The organism is Francisella persica ATCC VR-331, from assembly GCF_001653955.1.
GTDB classification, from domain to species: Bacteria; Pseudomonadota; Gammaproteobacteria; order Francisellales; family Francisellaceae; genus Francisella; species Francisella persica.
The window spans coordinates 914810-936547 of the sequence record NZ_CP013022.1 but is presented as its reverse complement, the minus strand read 5'-3'; the positions used below and the strand labels follow the sequence as shown (position 1 = coordinate 936547).

The window sequence follows — 21738 nt, the reverse complement described above, 5'->3', positions numbered from 1 at the left end:
TTACTCTAACTACTGATACTCAAATTCTTTAACAAAGTGTTTGTATATAATATACCTCTTAAATATCACTAGAAATTTTTGCCTCTCAACCGCTAACATCACCCGCCAGCCGTGTGAAGACATATAATACACATCACCTCACTACAACGCAAGGGCTTTTTCAATTTTTTTTAACTTTTTCACTTCTTTTTTTTACAATAAACATCTCAATAACCTCAGTATAAATACAAAAATTAATACTCAATACAAAAAAATAAGTATAAAATTAAATAACTTAGCTGATTGAGTTATAAATGTCTATATAGCTTGTCATTTAAACTATTCATAGCTACAATATAAATATAAGTGAGTTAGTTATTATTGTGATTTTTTATAATTGAGGATTTGTTCAAAAGTGATGAAAGTACTAGCTAAAATATCGGAATTAAATATACATAATTTAGTATATAAACTAGCTTCTGAAATTAAAGTTAGTGAAAGTAACCAGTCTCTAGCAGAAGTGGCTGTACAGATTAATGATTACCTTATAAGTATTAATTGTAATGATTTTAAACTGTTGAATACTCAGTTATTAAATACAAAAGCATTATATAACAGCGGTGTATTATCAGAATTAGACTATAAAAAATTCCAAAAATTCTACAAGATCTCTAAGTTAAAACAAAATATAGTTGATTATATATTATATTTTTCTAATAGCCATAAAGACAAATTAAAACTTAGTTTTGCTCTTAATGAAATTGAAAAGTCATGTTCAAATGAAACTATTCTGGAGTTGCCATCTGAATATATCAGAAAGTTAGACATACTCATGAATATTCTTAACAACGCAATACAAAGATCTCATGAGCTAGACAAAAAAATATTAAAACGGTTCAACAAATTAGAAAGCATTCTTACTAAAACAATCGCCTATAACTCTTTACTCCAAAAACAAGAGCTAACGATAAGTATAAAACCACTAGACTCAAATTTTAAACCTCAAGATCTAAATTTTATTTCATCAAAAAACAAACAATCATTTAAAGAAAAATCTCTTAAACTAAATAACTTACATATAAAATGCTTAGAAATTCAAAATTATATATATGGCTTAGAAGGAAGCTTAACGTTTCAACTAGCTTATACTAATAATCACAAAGATTTTGATTTCTTATTAATTCCAAATCAGCCTTTATTAATCGATATTAAAATAGACGACACTTTTAATTTCTTTAAAAAAGAGTCAAAAAAAGATCATCATACGCGATTCACTCGCTATGTAGCAATAGCCTTAACCCCTGACAAAGTTAATATTCAAGAAGATTATCAATATAGTATATATTCATACTCTAAGAATTTTTCGTCAGGAATTAAAGAATTCAGATTAAACTTTTATGACCCTCTAAAATCATTATGGATGATTCATAAACCTTCATACATAGACATCAACAAGAGCTTAGATGATATATTTAAAGATAATTTCTTTTTTGATAGTTTATTAACATTAGATACCAATAAAAGTAATAAACTAAAATCACGTATGCCTCAAGTGTTTATATCCACTCTAAACAGAAGCTTTTATGATTTTTTTATCGAGCAATTAAAGTGTAACAAATGTTTCTTAAAATACTTTTGTGATAAAAAAACTGGCAAGTTAACTTATTATATCACCGATGAGATTGATGCTTCACTACAAAAAAATATTGCTAACTCAGATGAAGATTTAAAAACCAAATTATCAGTATATGATGTAAGCTGTTTGAAAAAACAAACACTAGTTTCAAAAAAACCACAACTTTATACAAAAGAGAATAAGGTTAATCCTGACATGGTTATAAGCTCACCTAGAAAAGAAGAAAAATCAATTTCAGATGCGAAAATAAAAGCTTTTTCTAAAATGTACCAAGATAATATACGATCAATATCATACTATTCACAAGATCCTGATAATAATAAAGAATTAGAATTACCCCAGTTTGAACTTGAGCTTATATCGAAAAATACTCTACCGTTTATTGATAGTGATATCTCCCTAACGAAGTTAGAAAATGATGGTGATTATCTATTAGGTTCAAGTGATACAAATATTTTTTTTATTATTAGAAAAACTTTGTCATTTAAAAGAACCAAATATACTACTAAAGAGCTATATAAAAACATATCTAATTTTCATTATCAAAGTGATTCAGAGTCTGATATATATGAAAAAATATCATACATTAAATACCCAAGCCTCACTCATAGAAATACTATAAAATATGTTGTAAAAGATTATGAGCAACTAAACCCAGAATATCCTGCTTACATTAAATTCAATAGTTTTTATATTACTGGTAAAATAACAATTGGAGAAAATGTAAATAAAGACTCGAAAAAAGCTTATAAATTCTTTAAAAACTATAAACCAGAAGAAAGTTCTTTTGCAGAATTTCAAGAATCAGATGAAAAAGGTTCGTCTTTAATATTAAACAGTAAAGCAGGTATTTTATATGCTATAGAAATAGCTAAAGAGATGCTCTATACCAAGTCATCTGAGAAGCCTATTATATATCTTCCATCAAAGATAAATATAAATTCTGCCAACAACCAATTTATGCCTCTAAGAAATGGTGATATTATCATGATTGAGCTACAGTCAATTAATAAAGGCGAAATTAAAGAATTAATTTCAAATTCAGCAATCTCGACCGAAAAGGCGCAAAAACAACTCCTACAAAGGCAGTTATTAGGTGCTAAAGAAAATTGTGAAATTGCTTATTGCCAAACAAGTGATGGCGAGACTTTCTCATTAACGCAATTAAATAGTACTAGTGAGAACTCTTTTTTAATAAATGATAAAAAAGGAATTTTTCTAAGATATAAATCAAAAGGAAATTAAAATATGAATTTTATAAAAAATAATCAAATAATAGTAATTTCTATAGTAATAATAACTCTCATTTTATTAGTTTTCGGTGCTTTTATTATAAATAAATGGCACAACTTATCCAAATCATCAAATAAGAAATCTTTATCGGATATCATAAAACAAGCTAAAACACTGATTAAAAGTCATAAAATAAAAAATAAATTAAGTGAGTTATATATATTCTATGGCGATTATTCCGCAGCAAGAGATTATATAATTAAATTAAAGCCCGAATCTAAAGTTATTGATAATGATGAATTACCATTAATAGCTATTGATAGTAATAATACTTCGGTAATATTTGCTAACGATAATACTCAAAGCCTAAAAAAACTTAAGAAAAAACTCCATCTTCATTTTTACAAATTAAACTTCTGTTTTGATATAGCAAATCCTCATACTTATGAAGATAATAAAGTTATGGAGACATACAAAGATTTAGCAAAATTAAGACTTAAAACCTTAATAGTCTCATTTTATAGCAACTCTAACGCTGAAAATATTGAAAGCTTCAATAAATCAATTGGTAAAAAATCAATATTTAAGCTTACTAAAGATGAAAATGCTAACAAGAAAGTTGATCAAATAATTTTATATAAAATTCTTTACTCAAAAGATAGTGTCAGCAATAAATATTTCAATGTTAGAACCCTCAACCAAATTAGAAAATGCTTAAAGGTAATTTATTCTGAGTTTAGTAATATCGATAAAGAAATATTTTTTAACTTTAGCATAAATAAGCCTGATAATATAACAGCAAAAACAGAAGCTATATTTTTTAGCACTTCTCCCAAAGGAATCACTATAAACTTCATCTCATTATTATTTAGCTTAATATTTATAATAAATATTTTCCAACAAATTGATTTAAAACAAAAAATCTCACTTAAAAATCTAAAAGATCTACCTAATAATAGTACCGACGAAATACTTCAAGAGTTTAAAAACAAAATTAATGATGCATTATTATTAGAAGGCATTTATCCTAAAAATATAAAATATCATTATATCTATGAACAGTATGCTAACAACCTTTTAAAGAATGTAATCTTACCAAAATATAGTGGAACTGACGATTTGCTACTGGTGACATCATTCTTGATATTTTTTGAGTATATGAATAATCATTACACATTCCCTGAATTAGATAGTATGCTCAAAGTAATAAGTAGTCTAACAAATTTATCTGAAAGCCAGCTTGAAATAGTACTGAAATACACTAGTTCAAAGGTAAAGATAGAAACTATGCAACTAGTTCTCAATATAGCTAATAGACTATATAATAACCATCTTATCATAGTAGGAGCTGATTCTGATGGTTATTTAAGTACTCAAGGATTTAACACAGAATATTTAGGAATATCTAGTATACAAAGAGCTAAAATAATAAACTATATTTATACAAAATACTTATATAGATGTACTATTGATAACGCAATATATACTCTAAAACATAACTATATAATCCCTATCGAGATAAATAAAATTTTCTCATTGTATGAAGAACAAATTGGTATTTTGTCAAAAAAACTATGTAATTCTTCATACATTAAATCACTTACAAAGCCTGTTTCATTAATATTTAATCAAAAAGAGACAAGTAAAAAATTTGAGAGTTTCAGCGATATGCTAGATCATATCACTTACTTAATAAAATTTCTTGAGAAAAATGCTGAAGGAGTATCTAATGAAAATAAGGAGCAATATCAATCAATAACAATCTCGCTAATAAACTATGTTTTAAATAACGTTATTAACTCTACATACAACAACAAAGAATTACCTTTGACAAGTCCAGTGAGTAAAAAACTTTATATGGAATTTAATCCTAATTTCTATAGTAAAAGAATCCTAATATCGCCTATATATTCAAAAAAATATATAAAAGATAATATAGATCCTATCAATAACAAATTTAATAGACTTATTGAAAATCTAAAAAATAATTACAATATAGAACCTGACTTTATGATAGCAATTTATAAAAGTTCCATAAACAATTATAACTCTAAATATATTCAAGCTTATACTCAGATGATTAGTGAACTTAACAGCGATACTGAATTTAATAAAAATATAACAAGTAAAAATTCTCTTAACTTATATCTATTAGCAATGTCATCAAAAGACTCTTCTTTCAATAGTTTGATTGACTTTTATGCTGCAAATACTAATCTAGTAATAAATGAAGAAGTAGATAGTAAATCGAATAAAATAATCAATGTTCAACAATTTTATAAAAAGACAGATAACAGTATAGTTAAACAAGATAGTAAACAACAATACGATGTTTCCTTATGGTCACCTATAGATAACTATTTCAAAGAAAGTGATGACTATCTTGAGTCAAACAGCTATACAGAATACAAAAATATCTTTAAGGAGCTTGATAACCTAATAAGGGAACAAGGCTATACCAATACTTATAAAGATATAAAACAAGGCTTTAAACCTTTACAAAAAGTCTACTCTGACTTATCGGCAATAAATGATCCAAATAATAATAACTTATATATTCTACTTAAGAAGCATCTTGATGTTGCTATTGATACTATCAGAGCAATTACAATACAAGATGCAATAACCAATCTTGACAATACTGTTAACCTCGAATACGAGCTAATAAATAGTCAATTCCCTTTTAACAAAAATAGCGATAAAGTCGTTTCAAATCAACTAATAACAAAAGACTTTGATAATAACGGTTATATATACTCTAATTTTGTAAAATATCTGGAACCGTTACTTACTTATAATTATGAAACTAACAAATGGGAAAGCCAAGATTTGACAACCCCAGAACAGCAAGATTATCTCATCAAATTTAATAAGGTATATGCTTTAAACAAGCTGCTATGGGATGATAAGAGAAACCCAAAACCTATTGAGTTTGATCTGACTCCAATTGCAAATAAAGATAATGACTATAATTTCTTTAGCATTATTTTAGATAAGGAAAACTTTGTCAATTCACTAAATATAGAATACTCAGAAAGTACGAAAATATTATACAATTGGAATTTAACTGAGCCAACAACGATAACTATAAAATTTGATGATGGAAGTACAGACCAAATAAGTTATCAAGGTAAATGGTCTATACTAAAAGCAATCAAAGATGGTGACTGTAGCCAAGATAACATTTGCACATGGAAAATAAAACATAAGGGGAAAATATATTCTGTAAGCTTTAAAGTAGAGTCAAAAATTTTAGGAATACTAGGTTGGAAAAAGCAAGGAGGCGCTAATGTACAATAACTTTTTAAAAACTCTTTTTTTAATAATAGTTATAATATTAGGACTTACTAGTTGTACAAGTGATGGTCTATATATCAAAAATAATGTTCCTAAAACAAAAATAGTTCTAGAGTCTCAACCGAACAAGAATATTTTCTACTCTGATACTTATCAGTCAGTTACTCAGAGAATTTATAACGATAACATCAAGGTATTCAATCTCAAAATAGGCAAAAATGAGTTCACTCTAGATAAAGATAATAAAAATTATGCCGTGTACTTTATATTACCAAATAAAAAGACCAAAAATTGGAAATATTTAATAAATTCTGATAGTACAAATGAGTTTATTGTAAATAATGATAATATAGAAAAAGATTAAAGGATATTACTATGTCAAAAGCAGACCATATTTTTAACTTAGAGGAAAAAGGGTTATTCATAGATATTAAAGATGAATCTAAAGGCTGCTCAACAAAACTAGAATCCTCTGGTAAGATTACTACCAATGCAACTGAGTCTATAGAATCAAGCGCAGATAAACAAATCATTAAAAATGTTAAAGACTCAAAAATCTCAATATCTGAGAAAGAAATAATCCTAGCAACAAAAAAATCAAGCATCATGCTAAGTGATAATAAAATTGTTCTAAAAATAGGCAATTCGACAATAGTCCTTGATGATTCTAGCATTTCTATTGAATCTAATGCAATTAATGTAAGTTCTGCAAACACAAATATTAAAGCATCTCAGAATATTGGTATAAAAAGCTTAAATACTAGTATCAAAGCTGATATTAGTCTTAATGCTGAAGGTGTAAATGTAAATATAAAAGGAAGTGCCACAGCAAGTATAAAAGGCTCTGCAGCTACTATGGTAGGATAGTCATGAATAATATAGATAAGAGTTTTGAAATTCTAGTTGTGAATATTTTTATATATTATCAGCAAGAATATCAATCCATTACTTCAAAGCTAGATAATTGTCTAAAGATTACAAAAGAGTTTATCTATAAGCCAATTTCTAAAAGAAGTGATGTTTATAATCTTACATTTCTTATTGAAGAGATAAAATATTTGACAAATTATATTCCCTCAGACAAAACTATATATTTGAGTGAGGCAATATCAGTAATACTAGAGAATATATCAAGTTCAAACAACTACGAGGAAATCAAAATTCATTTTAAGAGTCTAACAACTCTTATAGAAAAATACAAACTAACTTTAGGTCAAGATTTTTCTGAGAAAATCGAAGATATAAAAATAAAAAATATTGCTGAACTAACAGTTAAACTATTTGATAAATTAACTGAAGAAGATATATTTATCATAAACAAAGATGAGCTTGTGCAAATATATAGCAAAACCATAAATAACCCGAATCAGGTTATAATTGATCAATATATAGTTTTTTTTAATCGTCTCAACGCCTTCTTAAAAGAAGGACACACTATAGAAAATTTCATACCGCTAAAAAAAAATCCTATTCTAAGTTTACTAAAACTAGCGTATCTAATCAAAAATGGCTCTTATAAGAAAAATAGGCTATGCAATACTGATATCCTGCTTTTAAAAGCTTTTTTCTCATCGAAGCAAGATATAGAAAAGTTAGATATAGTTAATATTTATGTAGAGAAGAATAACAACATTGAAACTTTAAATAAAATTCAAACAACACAACAATCTAAAGATTTACGATCAATTATAGAGTATATAGAGTTACAAGTATTTCGTCTATCTAGATTTTTTTCTGATTTTTGTATAAATGATATTTTTTTTCCACCTCGCTATCAACAAGTAGATATAGCAAGCCCTGAATCTCTAGAGCAATTAATTTACTCTTTAAAAGATCTACCGACTATTATTTTTGATACAAATACTCTTTATAATAAAATAAATACTAAAGATGAACCATATAAAAATCTCTTTAATAAAGATAGTTATAAAGGACACCTACAAACAATTATAGAAAATTCTCCTGCGACTTTGTTAACAAAAATAGCTAATAAATACTTTCAAATGTTACTCGAAGTAGCAACAATAATAAATATTCAATTATCAAAAAATGACTTAGAACTAATCTCGCCTTTTTTAGATTTTGAAAAATATTTCAATCAACTAGCTATAGAGATATCTAGAAATTCTCAGCTAGATATGCAGATATTGAATAAAAAAATTTCAAATATTATCAAATCAAACTATTTATTAATAGAAGCTTATAATACACTTAAAACTAAAGAACTTAATATAATTAATAATCAAAATTTTATAAATTCAGCAGATATATATAAACTTAATTTATTTATAAATAAAAAAGAGTTTTTAAATTTTAAAGAAATTAAAACTACAACGGTTCTTAACAATTTAAATATTAACATTGATAAAGAATTAGCCAAAATAAATAAAAGTATTGCTAATGCCAAATATCAAAAAGCTTTATTAACCGCAAAAAATTTGACTATGCAGCTTTTATGTAAAACATATTACTCATCTCCTAGATTAATAGGAATATATAACCTCCCCCCAGTTTCACACAATTTTTATTTAGTGATCAAAGATGTTGCAAATACTTCAATTTTTGATAATATGAAAAATAAACAAGAAATTTACTGGAAAGTTTAGATGTTAGCTAATATAGATGACTCGTTAAAACGCTTAGAGCAAATAAAAGCTAATGATAAAAGTATTAAAAATTCGATAGATGATTTAGTTTCAGAATTAAATAATATAAAAACTCTGCTATCACCTACACAGCTAAATATATCAGATAACGCATCAACTTTAGTACCTTCAATGGGAGCTCAAATTAAATGCTCTTTCAGCCTAGCTCCAGGTACTTATCTTAGTACTAGGGTAAATACATTGTCAGGCAGCCTACCTGCTTCAAATATTACAGACTCTAAACTCGGAACGAACATACTGCCTTTTGCTGGGTGTACAAACCCAGCTAACCCTACTATGAACCCATTTAGCTTTCCTTGGGTATGTATCCCAAATCTTTCTCTTTTTATCCCTACTAACCCAACAACATTATTAGAGGATGCTCCCATAACTACAATGAATAGTAAAGCAATGTGTATGTTTGCTCCCGGAGGAATGGTTAGTTTTATTAGTAGTGGACAAATAAATGTAAAAACAACTTAATAAGGTTTTTTATATGGATGGTTTAAATAAAGAATTAACTACAAGTGAAGCTGTTATTCTTAAAAGAACTTTTGAGCAAATAGGTAATAATATAATAAGTGACTTAGATAAAAGAATAAATGACTATAGTAATAGCTTATTATTTAAGTACTATAGTAGCCTTTATTATTTCCTTCCTAAGTCATGTTTATTGGAAGTAAAGGATAAAGGACATAATGGCTATTATATTTATCCCAATGAACACTTTTTCATAGAGGATAAAAGAAATAATAAAGTTTTGACTTATAGCACAAAATCAGAAAACATAGTATTACCAATTCAAGAAATTAAAACTATAAAACAAAATGAAACATCTTTAAATTTATCCATAAGTTTTTATAATCACTTTGAATATGATAATTTAACAATATGGTTAGATCCAGAATTATGCATTCAGAATCCTTTTCTTGCAACGTATATTTTTAATCAAATAATTAGTAACTCTGCTACTGCAAGAATTGAGTTTTCAAGTCATAGCTATGCTACGAGAGATATAGAAATTAAGCCTATTAACATACAGCTAAGACCTACTGAAATATTAATTCTCAATTTACACTTACCTAGTTTAATGTATGGATTTAATATAAAGATTAAAGATTTATTCAAATATAAAAACGATGACTTTAAGAAAATAGATTTATTCTTAAAAGTTATGATTGATAATTATCCTGAAGAAAAAATAAATTCCTTATTCAAAGCAAATTTAATCCCAGTATTCAATAGTTTCAATGATTATTCTAATTCAACTACTGCTCTGATTAACTTTTCTAATATTAAGCTTGCGCATTATCAAAAAGATGATGCTCAAGCTATTGAAGTACTATCAGTTTATGAAAATAACAAACAATGTACTTTTGACAGTTTTCTTTTCTCAGGACTAAATGAGTACTATTTTAATCGTAATACACAATCTCTAAATTATAATGTAGTCTTTCCGCAACTTAGCAACAAAATAGTAGAAACAAAAGTTCATACATACGCAACCTGGACACAGATAACTGAAATTTCTGATATAATTGAAATTAGTTCAAACGCAATAACATCGATTAATTCTAATATATCACCAGTAATTATAAATAATGCAATACATAATTATAATCATAATTCTATGTTTAATATGGTAGATATGATTATTTCTAAGAATATATATTCAAAAACAACTTTTCTAGCTATAGCAAAGCTTTTAAAGGTCGATACTAATAATATATCATTCTTATCAGAATTGTTACAAAATGTAGAAGTGAATCTTATTACAAATGAACTAATTTTAACTACAACTGATAAATATAACAAAAAACACAAACATTTTTTATATTTTTTTGTAAATATTATATGCAAATTTATAAGTCAAAACACTTTTTGTTTTATTAAGAAAATAGTTTTGAATGACTTAAGATAAAGGATTATAAAATGGAAAGTTTTTTAGAAATAGAAATTATTCTAAATATAATAGAAAATACCAGCGAAATTACTAAAGAGCATAATGTTGACAATGAACAAATAGCTTATTATCGAAATAATATAAGAAAAAATATTTTCTTTCTTCAAGAAGAGCTTTTAGAAAAATATAGTGAAACTATATGTAAGTATGTAGTTTTTCCGATACTTGCATACGTTGATGAGAAACTAATGTTACTTAAAGAACAATCAGGAAGTAGTATTTCTTGGAGTTTACTACAATTAGAGTATTATGATAGAAAAAATGGTGGCGAATATGTATTCGAAATAATAGATAATCTTTTATCTGATAACATATATCCTCAAATTTGCTATCAAACAATGTCTATTATTTTACATAATGACTTTTATGGTAAATACTATGAAAATATATACAATCACAGCTTTCTTACTTACAAGAAAGAAGTAGATAAATATTTAGATAAACTTTCTGAAACAGATTTAAACAATTTTATTGATATTTCCGTTAATAGTAGTCCACCATTGCGAAGATATCATAAAATTATAAAAATATTATTAATAATTAGTGTTCCAGTAGGTTTATTCGCTATAAGTTTGTTGATTTTCTTAAGTTAGTAACAAAAGGGGATACTCATGAGTGAACTCATGTATATATTGCAAAATATCGAGTTAGTAACATTAAATAAAATAAATCTTATCAGCAACATGCAAATTCAAGCAAAATATGAAAATGCTGAATATAAATCTTTTATTAAAAAAATACAATATATTATTAATGACACAAAAAATATAGATATATACAATTTATTTTTAGCCTTAAACTCAGAAATATGTCTTAGCTTAGCTGAACTTGAAAAGATACCGGAAATTATTAGCTCATATTACTCTTTTTTAAGTACTAAATTTACAGAAATAAGTCCTGCAGACCCAAAACAAAAAAGTGAATTATCTGAAAAAGGTATGAATAAATTTTTATTTATGCTTCAAACTAATTTCGCAGAAATAAAAAACTATAATAATCTTTCATCTAAAGACATACAATCAATTATAGATTTAGTACAAAACATAATATTTTTTTTTGATGAAAATCATCTTAATTATGATGCTGATACAAATCTACGATTAAATAAAACCCTTAAAAAAATCAAAGACTCACTACTATTAGAAGAGAAAAAGTATCAAGAGATTGATGTTAGCTCTGATAAAGAAGCTACAAATAAATCTTCTTCTAGTCAGAATATACAAAAAACCTTATCAGAAAATATTAACAATACTACTAAAGGTTCTTTAAAGTGGATAACGCTTATTGAGAAAATAGAAGTTTTAAAATCATTGATCGATAGTGAAAGGATATTTGAAACGTCTATTGTCTATAATGATATCCAGAATCTATTAGCAAACTTTGATCCTAAAGAGTATTTCCCAGAAGTTTTTTTCCCTTTATATCAAAAAATAGCACCATTTATTAGTAATATACATAAGACTATAGATTATTATTCATCAAGTATAGAATGGAGTATAGCTGAAAAAATGTATAATATAGATTATAACAAGTTCTTACATACACTTGAAAAAATGCCAGAAAATAACTTTCTAAACTCTTTTTCTGAGGTAAATAAAAATTACTTTTATGAAACATCTTCAGAAGTAAAAAAAACTCCTACAGAAAATCATAAAATAATGGCTGATACAGATGCTATTAAAGAAGAAATAGGAATAAAACAACATACTAATACTAAAAAAAATCAAAATTCTACTACAGAAGGTATTTCAGATCAGATAGATGAAAATTATTTTGAAGATTTTTTTAACATGTAAAACAGTATTTATATTCGGAAAATCTTAAAATGAAATATATCAATAATATCAATAAAAGTATCTCACTAAATAATTTTATAAGCTTTCTAAAGAATCAGAAGTACCCTTTAGAAAAAATAAAGCTTATACCAGTACTAATAGACAATGTATCATCATATACCATATTAGATATTTATGAAGATCAAGAAACTCTAAACGTAAAAATAAATGTATTTAAAATTAAGCCATTCGCCAAATTACAAAGCATGTATCAAGAATATATCCAAAACAATAATAGTTTGGCTATTCAAGTGCTTGAATATGGTATAAAAGTTCTACTAAATATATACGTTCTAGATAATAAAATGCTATACAAACTAACACAAGAAAATACTTATATTAAATCTGCCCCTAAACACACTATAGATAGCATAATAAATAGCCTATACAAATTACTCTCAGAAGACTATTGTACTGTAATAAATTATACAGAAAAGCCAGTTAACATTAGAAGAAAACAAAGATTAATAAGGCACTCTAGCGTTGGAAACACTTTCTTAGGAGGAAATATGCCCTCAATTATATATATTATAAATATCAGTATATTCCTTCTTAGAAGGAATGAATCTATTATAGAAAAAATCAAATCACAAATTAAAAAAATTGAGGAAAAAATTACAGACAGCCCATTTAAAATAGAGTTCCAAATATCAATTGAAAATAGTAGAAAAAATTGTATATACTTAGGTTATTTTAGTTTATAAAACTTAAATACTATGCCTTCTGTACACAATGATTTTTTTTCATAACTTGGGGTTATTTAGTTGTTTTATTATTTTAACCACAAAACAAAGTCTCTATTTTAGAAGGATAACTTTTGAATAGTATTAGCAATAATATCAAACCATATCTAATAATAAGAGTTTTTTGCTAGGAATTGTTTTTATTTTAGCAAGTACTAGTCAAATTATATACTCAAGATTAAACCCTCTACTTTAAAATGCTTGAAATAAATTTTCAAACTCACAGCGCATACATAATATGGGTATTAGATTATCTATACTCTTAGAATTACTAAAAACTATTGATATAAATCTATAAAATTTCTAATCTCACAGTATTAGGATGTACTTTTTAGTAAAAATTAATATGAACTTGTGTTTTTTATGTTTATATCTGCCATTTTTAGCAGGTATAGATATTATTTATCATAACTAAATCATCATACTGACTGCTTTTAACATGTTTAAATAGCATGTTTTAATAATGCTTGAGGCTTATACTTTGACAGTAGAAAAGTAGCTTGTAAAATTAAATCTTCTTTAAAATCTACCAAAGTATTGCTCAATCTTATATCTAATTTTAAACATAAGAATATCCTTAACTTTATGTCTTTTCGTTATTGGTTTGTTTCTAACAGCTTTTCGCAATATATGATCTTTGATATTTCTACTTTTATATATTATCAGCGGTATCATATGACTTATCAGCTAACTCTCTATCACTTAAACTATACCATTGAACTAATAGTAGTAATCTAAATATCATCACACTATCAAAAACAAAGGTCTACCTTGTCTAGATACCTTTAAGTATTTTTCTAAACTTATTAAAACTTATTTAGCTTAACAAATTTATTATCTTAGCCCATAATCTTTCTTCTAAACCTAAAAAGAAAAAATCCATAACAATAAATATCTTTCATATCTATATTTTATAAATTTTGATAAAAATAACCAAAATTAAGTCAATTGTTTTTCTTTATAAACTTATTTATTAAAAGGTATAGGATTATTGTGTTTGATTTACAAGGTATAACAGCTTAGTAAGATATACTTTCAATATGTTCCCTAATTTCATTAAATGATATACCATATCAGCTATAATTTTAATTTTATCTATGTTTTATAATAGATTGATAACCACTTTACTGTTACGAGTTTTGCCTTCTAAAACTATTATTTCTAGTGGATACCTAAAAGCGTAAATCTTAGTAATTATTCCTCCAACTGCTCTACCAATAGCTTATTTTTATCATACTCTATAGCACAAGCATGTACTCTTGCTAATGTTGAGTCAAGCATAACTTCTTGTAAATTAGGATCTTGAACTGGTTTACAATAATTAGAAAATATATCTTATCAAACCAATCTTTAAAACGTTTATGTATTGCTCTATATTTACCATAGTAAAAGGTAACATTCTCCATTGACATCCTATACGTAACGTAAAACATAGCTTAAATAAATAATCTCAACTTATTTTCATCATTGGTATATATATTTTGTGCTTTTTACTTGACCAGAATACTTCTTTTACATGATAATTAATCTATTAAACTTTTGATATTTAATGATTTTCAACTTTTAAATAACAGCGGTTTAACTATTTTCTTATCTAATTTATATTTTTTGTGCACATAACCTAATTTGATTTGAAAAAGAACTAATTATATACTAGTAATAGTAGATATTTTTAAAAATTAAAATTTATATGTAAGATACCTAATAAATAAAAAAATAAAAAGGAGATATGAACATGAGTGACAAATATACAAAAAAGTTAAGGATCTATTATGAGAAAATAGAATTACCTACTAACTCAGCAGACTTTAAGCTAAGTAAAGAAGATATTAAAGCGCTCAAAATAAGTAATGACAAAAAAAAGAAAGTATATCTATTAAAATTTGGTGAAAATTATTTATTAAATATTTGGAGATTGAGAGTTATTTATCCTTCAAAAATTGCAATGGACAAAATAAGATCTATTAGACAGGAAAAAGATTCTTTTATAATCGCAATTTTTTCTTTAGACACACTGATTCACAAAACTAAATTCACCTCTTTTGGACATAAAAGTGTTATTTTTGATTTTAAGAAACTATGGGGATTGGTTGATTTTGTAGCAGTTCATACAGATGATAAAGCTTGGGTTAATCATAAATTTACATCCTTTATGCCATCAATAACTTATTGCAACCAAAACATCATACATCTAGCATACCATTCTGATTTTTTATATATTTATCATACACCAGAATTTTTCAATAATATAGATCAGGAGAATGCAAGAGAATTAGTGGCAAAAATTCCAGAACCATTCTGGATAAAATCAGATATGCAAGAAAATAAAATTAATATTCCTTTAGAAGAAGATTTGTTAAATATACAAAAAGATTTGGAAAAGGTATCCAAATTAAAAGACTTTGAAATAAGTTCAAATGATGATTTTTTCTCAAAAGCTATAAAAGCAGCTCCAACACTACAAAATACAAAAAAGAGTAACTTATTTAATTCACTAGCAATTGAAAATAATGAGAAAATTAAAAATGATATAATCAATTATGTGATATCTGATGCTTGGTATGAAAACGAAGTATTACTTGAGAAATTAATGACTTTTTTAGACACACTAGTTGTGAGGCACCTCTATTTAATAGCAGTTTACTCGGTTTATGAAATAGAAAAAGGTATTAAATCAGTCAAACCTGAATATAGTAAATTATTAAAAGCTGGACTATTAAATAAAGATATTCAAAATCAATTGGTAAATGATACAAGAAAAATCACCAGTATTGTTTGGCTTGGTGAAACATTTCATGGATTAGACATTGAAGAGGCAAAAGCTTTATGTGATCTTATAGATGAAGAAAATATTAATCCGAAAATTAATACTATAAATCTTCAAAAGCAGTATGAAGTTTATACAAAAAATTATAAAAAAGATCCAAAAAAAATGTTAAGTATAGAAAAGTATAAAAATAAGTATAATCTTTTTGTTACAGATAAAGAAAGAGAGAAACATGCAAGTAACCTCTCAAAAATTTTAGAAGATCCAAAATTTAGAGTTCTTAGTTATATAAATGCATTTTTATGTTCAACTAAAAATTATCTAGTACCTTATGGGTATTTAGGAAGCAATCCTCTTACGTACTATAATTGTATGCTGGAAACTGGTAAACGTAGAACCTCAAAAGAAGCGTATTTTGCTGATATAAGAAATAAATTGTTTATAGTATGCTATCTTCCAGGTTTCTTGAGTTCTGTAATCGAAGATGATCAATTTATAGACTGGTATTCTGATAAAGTAGAAAGTAAAAGTTTGCTTAAAAACCCTTATTTAAATAATTTAAATAAATCACATGAGAAATATATAAAGAGTTTTATGGATCTTGAGGTCGTTAAACTTTTAAAACAAACATCATCACAAATTAAACCAAGTTATATACCAGTAGTTTTTAGATATGGCGCATTTGCTTCAACAACTGCTTTGATAAGATCAAACGCAAATGTTTCTAATAAAATGGAATTTGAATTATATGACTCACCTGAAAAGTTGCATAATAAATACTCTGAAAAAGAAAAAAATATTATGCCAAAGTCTGTTAACAAACCAAAAGATCACTCAATTGACAATGGAATGTCGTTATTTAGTCTTAATTTAACAAATGAAAGTGAAATTGGCCTACGAAAAGCTATGTTAAACGTAGCTCAACTATATAATCTTGATTTTAAAGTAGGTATATCTGGAAACTTAGACCAGGCGATGACTCAGGCATTACTCCTTGGAATGGCAACTACAGTAAAAAATGGTAATATAGTACTTGATGAAGATCAAATGTTATATATGACATACCTTTACTGTATTTTCATGGCACATAGTGTCGATCATACTGTAGATGAGATACTAATGTCTTCGAATACTTACCTACTAAATTCTAAAGATAAAAAGTATCCTATGTTTAATATCGCTGATTTTTTTGCTAGACCAGTATTTGGATTATCTAAAAATGATAAGTTTAAATCTTTGGTCAAAAGCTATGAAGATAGTTTGAAACCAAATTCGAAAATTTTAAAGGACGCCTATATAAACAGAGTAACTACATTATCCGATATATATGAAGACTTATATAACTTTAACTGTTTGTACAGTTCACTTTCAGAAGGATCTTTATATGGTTTACTATCAACGCACAGTGAAAGACACTCTACATTATTAGAACAATATTCTCGCAAGAAAAAAGCCGAGACAGGAAGAGGTTTTATAGAAAACGGTAAAGAACAAAAAGTGGTGAATTATAATACATATGCAACAATTAATCAATACAAAACTTTTGTAGCGCAAGGTAGAATGTATGACACTAGGGTAAAATACACTTCATCTCATAACAGACAGGTTGAAAGAGATTTTAATTTATACTCTACAGATAAAAAGAATATAGATTATATAAAATATAATTTTAAAGATAGCAAATTTGATGCTGTTTATAAAGAAAAAAATAAGAAAGAAGAAAATGAAAACGGTATTGTATATGCAAAAAAACAAAATACAAGATATTGTTATGGATATTTTAATGATTTTTTCGTTAAAAATAGAATCACAACATTTTATAAAATAAAAGATAGATTAGGAAACTATTTAATAGACCTGCACGACCAAAAGTATAGCTTTGCAACTCCTAATTCAGACTCTAAAATATACAGATTATCACCTGAGTTGCTTAACAATAAAGATGATTTTAAAAAAGTGGCTAAAGATATTATAACATCATATAAATATATTAGCTTTGACAAACAAAAAGAAGATATAGTTAAAGATTTTGGTAAAAGCTTATCTAGTACTAACTATGAAGTCTGGGTCGGTCTATCACATCAAGCTATATCATGTTTTTCCGTATTAGATGACTTAGAGACACAAGAATTGTCTAATACTTTTATCGATGCCTTATATTATATTAGATTAATGCAATTATATTATGGTAGAAATATAAGTTTCTTAATGATTGATAGTAAAATTATCAATTATCCTTCAATAAATACGCACTATTATTTACCAACTGAACTAAACTTTAAAAAAAATCTTAAAATTGCTCTTAGTAAAGCTTCCAAAGCAGTGGTAGATAGATTTCTAATTATTCTTAATATATATAATAAAACGATTAATGATAATACTTTAAATTTAATAATATGCCGTTTACCAATAATATTATTTCAATATGAAGGACAACAATTTAAATTAAAAGCTCTACAGTTATATATTCATAGCCATAAAAACAATGATTATAAAAGTGAAATTAATTTTAGCGCTTGGTTTGAATCTATTTTTTATATTCAAAACTCATTCTTATGCAATGATTATATTGGGAGTAATACTTTAATAATGAAGTTAGTTAAACAACTAAAATCTGGGTGTAGTGAATATAAAAGAAATATGATTAATAAACAAATTGAAAATAGAGAAAACGAATTAAATTTTTATCAAATTCTTATGAATCTAATAGTAATATCCGTTCATCACAGGATACTTTTAAAATCAAAAACTACTAATACCTCTTCTTTACTTTATGACATATTAAGAAAGCCTGAATATAAATTAATAAATAAATTGATTGATGATTTATTTATTTATAAAAATAAAAATCTAAATGGTGATATATATAAAGTATTTCATACTAAGCTAATAGCTATTGAAAAAACATATAAAAAAATAAGTGAACTATATAGAGCAGACTTTTTTGAAAAAATATCAAAATAGGTTAAGGATTACAATTTATGAGTAAAAAAATATTTAAATTATCATTATTAATTTTACTAGTATTCAATATCGGTCAATCAGGATTTAGTAATGTAATAACAGCCGGTGAATTTGAATTAAAAAATAGCTCTCGGCAAGATGCTACTATTTTGCTAAACTTAGATGATATATGCCCAACTAATATAAAACCATGTAAAGATGAGAGTGATAATAATTGTATTTATATGACTGAATTAATTAGAGAACCACTTAGTCGTATTAATTATTATTTATCTGTCACAATTACTGGAGAATCAGTTAAAGATTTAACAATTTCCTATAAATATGATAAAAAAAATACTCTTCCAGAAGTTATAGATTTATGCTTAAGTCTATTTAAAAATGATAAATATGAAACATACCATTCAAAAGCTACTTATAATTGGTTTGTATCTTCACAATTGTATTTATCAGATGATGAAGGAAGTATTCTAATAAATGAAAATAATAAAACTTGTCAAAAGAATTATAACGAAGGCAATTTTTTAGATATAAATATTGAACGAATAACTTATGGCTGGACTCCTCCTTATTATGAGAAGAAAATTACTATAATATAAGCTTCACAGAATGTTATGCTTCATAGTTAAGCTCTTCCTATATGATGTATATATGTTTATTTTGTGTCTTTTACAAAAAATTATCAGATTAGCTATAAATAATCAAGATAGAATTTTTTAGATTTATACAATAAATTTACTGGTATTTATTTGAAAATATAAAATCATAGATAGTCTATTAAGATAATACTATTGTGTATAATTTATGTAGCCTTTTTTATAATGATGATTATTTACAAATGATGTAATATAAGTCATGTAGCTATAATTTTGTTCTTAATGATGGACCAAATCAATCCAGAGACAGCAATAAAACGAACATTCACTGTTTGTTAATAATGTATTCTTTAGGTAATGTTTATACAGAATTCTATAATAGCAGATAATCTCCTATGAAATAGAATTTTATGAAATGTAGCATTCCATAAACTCAAAAAACAAATACTAGATTATCAAGTCATATGATAGACTAGACATACAAGCAAGACTATCTCTTGAGTTACAGACTGCTACTTTCAGAAGATTTTTAAAAGAAAGTACAGTATTTGGATAAATGTTTAATTTTAGAAAAGAAATTCTATATAAGAAAGACAATTGATTTAATTTTGGTTATTTTTATTAAAATTTATAAAATATAGATATGAAATATATTTATTCTTATGGATTTTTTCTAGGTTTAGAAGAAAGATTAGGCTCAGATAATAAATTTGTTAAATTACCTTTAATACCCTTTTATTTTAGTAAAATGATCAAATACATAGACCTACTGAAACTAAATAAATGAACAATATAATGAAACTCGCCTACAACTAATTACATAAACTTCAACTATATTAATAAATTTACATTTAATCAGTAAAATGCAATATAAAAATCAAAGTTTTTACTTTCTTCAAAAGCAGAAAAAGTAGCACTTCTATCAGCAATTATAAAATCCAATTCTGATCCTTTCTGTATTTCATATATTGCATCAATATTATCAATTTTAAATGTAAAGTTAATCATTGAATGTTCAACATCTAAAAGTCTAACTCCTGAAAGGGATAACGTTACAATATTCTTATTTCTACTTATGCTTGTAATTCTTAAAGCATTTTTATTATTAAATTTGACACTAGATGACAACACGGATGCTTTCTTCTTAACGATAATATAGTACTTTGTCGCAACAAAAAACTCTTCGGGAAAGTTATCACAAATATATTTCTGACCATGTAATTCAAATTTAACGAAATTATTAATTCTTTTATATTCACAAAGAGCAAGTACTTTATCAACTAAAATACGAAGCTTAATGATAGGTTTTTGAAAATCAAATATAATATTTTCAAAATCTTCAATGTTATCTAAATTAGATCCAATTAAACTATAAATATCGTGAAGAAGGTCAAATATTTGTTTAGGACAACTATTTAGTCGATTAAACTCAGCAAACTCCAAATCTTTCTCGAATTTATTTATCAAAAAAGTAAGTAGAATTGCAGCATATGACCTCGAAGTAGAAAATACAAATCGGTTAAAAGCTTTCAACTCAGATACTAATCTATTTAATCTTACAAAAACATCATTCATCAAATAGTGATCCAAAGTCAGTAATGGGAAATCATAATCTTTAGCAACCAATCTACCGTTATCTAATAGAAATAGAGCTATCTGCGTACTATACTTCATGCTATGGTCATATTCTAAAGAAAGTGATAACTGATTATAGATATATTTAAAACCTTTTTCTTCTAATACTTTCTCTCTAACATTTAAAAATAAAGGAATTTCTTCGGAAATTTGATCAAGAGAAACTTGCAAAGATAACGGATATTTTTTATTGAAGAAAATAATTTTTTTATCTTGCAAATATAATTTCAAATCTTTTACAAGAATAAGACCTGAATTTAAACTCTCTGTATCTATATCAAAAGTAATTATTCCCCTATTAAGGTTAAATGGAAGATAATTTGAAAAAGCTGAACTTTCTAGAATAGCTAAATTTGATCTATCTAAAATATCACTGTCTAATAATAAACCATCTTCCCAATATATTCTCTCCAATAACATTTATAATACCTCTTTTATTGAAGTA

13 protein-coding genes and 1 pseudogene are annotated in these 21738 nt (G+C 25.6%); 12 read left to right on the top strand and 2 right to left on the bottom strand.

Annotation, left to right across the window (positions count from 1 at the left end; all coding sequences use genetic code 11):
- Positions 1 to 397 precede the first annotated feature (397 nt).
- The 10 genes from FSC845_RS04185 to iglJ are packed head-to-tail and all read left to right on the top strand — an operon-like array spanning position 398 to position 13292.
- Positions 398 to 2860, top strand: a complete 2463-nt coding sequence (locus FSC845_RS04185) for a hypothetical protein (protein ID WP_064460855.1) — start codon at positions 398 to 400, stop codon at positions 2858 to 2860.
- A gap of 3 nt (positions 2861 to 2863) precedes the next feature.
- The gene (locus FSC845_RS04180; RefSeq protein ID WP_064460854.1) at positions 2864 to 6148 is read left to right on the top strand and encodes a hypothetical protein; all 3285 of its coding nucleotides are present in this window, start codon (positions 2864 to 2866) and stop codon (positions 6146 to 6148) included.
- Entirely contained in the window at positions 6138 to 6509 is a 372-nt protein-coding gene (gene iglE, locus FSC845_RS04175; protein ID WP_064460853.1) for a type VI secretion system lipoprotein IglE, read from the top strand. The genes FSC845_RS04180 and iglE overlap by 11 nt, the downstream gene beginning before the upstream one ends.
- An 11-nt stretch (positions 6510 to 6520) precedes the next feature.
- Positions 6521 to 7012: a type VI secretion system tip protein TssI/VgrG gene (gene tssI, locus FSC845_RS04170; protein WP_064460852.1), complete on the top strand. Its 492-nt coding sequence runs from the start codon at positions 6521 to 6523 to the stop codon at positions 7010 to 7012.
- A 2-nt stretch (positions 7013 to 7014) separates the two neighbouring features.
- Positions 7015 to 8751 carry a hypothetical protein gene (locus FSC845_RS04165; protein WP_064460851.1) on the top strand — a complete coding sequence of 579 codons (1737 nt, stop codon included), beginning with the start codon at positions 7015 to 7017 and terminating at the stop codon, positions 8749 to 8751.
- The gene (gene iglG / locus FSC845_RS04160) at positions 8752 to 9273 is read left to right on the top strand and encodes a type VI secretion system PAAR-like protein IglG (RefSeq protein ID WP_064460850.1); all 522 of its coding nucleotides are present in this window, start codon (positions 8752 to 8754) and stop codon (positions 9271 to 9273) included.
- A gap of 13 nt (positions 9274 to 9286) precedes the next feature.
- Entirely contained in the window at positions 9287 to 10711 is a 1425-nt protein-coding gene (gene iglH, locus FSC845_RS04155) for a type VI secretion system baseplate subunit TssF/IglH (protein WP_064460849.1), read from the top strand.
- An 11-nt stretch (positions 10712 to 10722) separates the two neighbouring features.
- Entirely contained in the window at positions 10723 to 11346 is a 624-nt protein-coding gene (locus FSC845_RS04150) for a DotU family type IV/VI secretion system protein (protein ID WP_064460848.1), read from the top strand.
- An 18-nt stretch (positions 11347 to 11364) separates the two neighbouring features.
- Positions 11365 to 12549, top strand: a complete 1185-nt coding sequence (locus tag FSC845_RS04145) for a type VI secretion system protein IglI family protein (protein WP_064460847.1) — start codon at positions 11365 to 11367, stop codon at positions 12547 to 12549.
- A 29-nt stretch (positions 12550 to 12578) separates the two neighbouring features.
- Complete coding sequence (iglJ, locus tag FSC845_RS04140; RefSeq protein WP_064460846.1) at positions 12579 to 13292, top strand: type VI secretion system baseplate protein IglJ; 714 nt, start codon at positions 12579 to 12581, stop codon at positions 13290 to 13292.
- 1008 nt (positions 13293 to 14300) lie between these two features.
- Here the strand turns inward: iglJ and FSC845_RS08860 are convergent.
- Positions 14301 to 14859 (bottom strand): annotated as a pseudogene (locus FSC845_RS08860) (transposase); the annotation flags it as partial.
- A 207-nt stretch (positions 14860 to 15066) separates the two neighbouring features.
- On the opposite strand from FSC845_RS08860, the gene FSC845_RS04135 reads away from it, so the two are divergent.
- Together FSC845_RS04135 and pdpE are read left to right on the top strand one after the other, a co-directional pair.
- Complete coding sequence (locus FSC845_RS04135) at positions 15067 to 19062, top strand: hypothetical protein (protein ID WP_064460845.1); 3996 nt, start codon at positions 15067 to 15069, stop codon at positions 19060 to 19062.
- Between the two features lie 17 nt (positions 19063 to 19079).
- A complete protein-coding gene (gene pdpE, locus FSC845_RS04130; RefSeq protein WP_064460844.1) occupies positions 19080 to 19661 on the top strand; it encodes a type VI secretion system protein PdpE in 582 nt (193 codons plus the stop codon).
- An 852-nt stretch (positions 19662 to 20513) separates the two neighbouring features.
- Here pdpE and tssK read toward each other — a convergent pair.
- Positions 20514 to 21713 carry a type VI secretion system baseplate subunit TssK gene (tssK, locus tag FSC845_RS04125; RefSeq protein ID WP_064460843.1) on the bottom strand — a complete coding sequence of 400 codons (1200 nt, stop codon included), beginning with the start codon at positions 21711 to 21713 and terminating at the stop codon, positions 20514 to 20516.
- Between the last annotated feature and the right edge of the window lie 25 nt (positions 21714 to 21738).